The organism is Meiothermus luteus (genome assembly GCF_003574085.1).
GTDB lineage: Bacteria > Deinococcota > Deinococci > Deinococcales > Thermaceae > Meiothermus > Meiothermus luteus.
Genome location: NZ_QWKZ01000214.1, coordinates 1 through 855 on the forward strand (window position 1 = coordinate 1; position 855 = coordinate 855).

Annotated in this window: 2 protein-coding genes; both read right to left on the minus strand. The window is 61.4% G+C overall.

Annotation, left to right across the window (positions count from 1 at the left end; all coding sequences use genetic code 11):
• Positions 1-335: 335 nt before the first annotated feature.
• Positions 336-518: a hypothetical protein gene (locus Mlute_RS16350; protein ID WP_245959011.1), complete on the minus strand. Its 183-nt coding sequence runs from the start codon at positions 516-518 to the stop codon at positions 336-338.
• A 56-nt stretch (positions 519-574) separates the two neighbouring features.
• Positions 575-829 carry a transposase family protein gene (locus tag Mlute_RS16355; protein ID WP_245958804.1) on the minus strand — a complete coding sequence of 85 codons (255 nt, stop codon included), beginning with the start codon at positions 827-829 and terminating at the stop codon, positions 575-577.
• Between the last annotated feature and the right edge of the window lie 26 nt (positions 830-855).

Here is an 855-nt window from a genome sequence, read left to right on the forward strand (position 1 = left end):
CAGGCTTTTATCACGACCCTCGAATTAGCTTGAGCAGGGGGTGAGGATTAGCCGAGAACCTCCCGACCGAGCGCAACACGGGCCACTTTTTGAGATGCAATAAGTACATCAGTCCCGCCGCCCCCTTGCGGCTGCGCGAGGCGTCCTCTCCCAACACCGTGTCCCGCTTGTGGTGGACGCCCGCAGACTGGTCAGGGCATAGGCGGTCCCCTCCAGGCGCCAGCCCCAGACCTCTCCACCCCGTACCTGCTGCTGGAGATGATGATCCGTGGCTGTGTAGCTGGCAAAAGCCCACTGTAGGAGTCCCTTGAGTTCGGCCTGGTTCTCTTTGACGCTCAACAGATACCCCCCTTTTGCCCCACCACCCTGGCCGCCAGGGCCTGGGTGCACAAGGCGGCATCCCCCCCCAGCCCCTCCATGCGCACCAGCAGCCCCTGGGCCGCTGCGGCCTGGCTGGAAAAGACCACCTTGCTGCCCAAGCAGAGTCCCAGCCCCTGGACCAAAGCCGATAAGAACACCAGCGCCTCTTCCCCCCAGGCTAGTAAGGCCTTTTGTAGGGGCCCTAACCGCTCGCTCAAAAACCAAAAGAAGCGGTAGATGGTGGCTTGCGCTGGTTCAGGCGGGTACGGATACCCACCTGGTTGAGCAGGAAAGCACGGTGGTCTTTCACCCACTGGCGGATGGCCAGGATGTTGTGCCGTCCCGAACCCACCGCCATCAAGCAGATGAGCAGCAGGTCTTGCCATTGATGTTGGGTCCTCAAGGGCTCGCGGGGGTCGGGTATCTGGGCTAGATAGGGTAGTGGACTGGGAATGGAGACCGCTTGCATATGTGGTTACGATAAAAGCCTGGCCA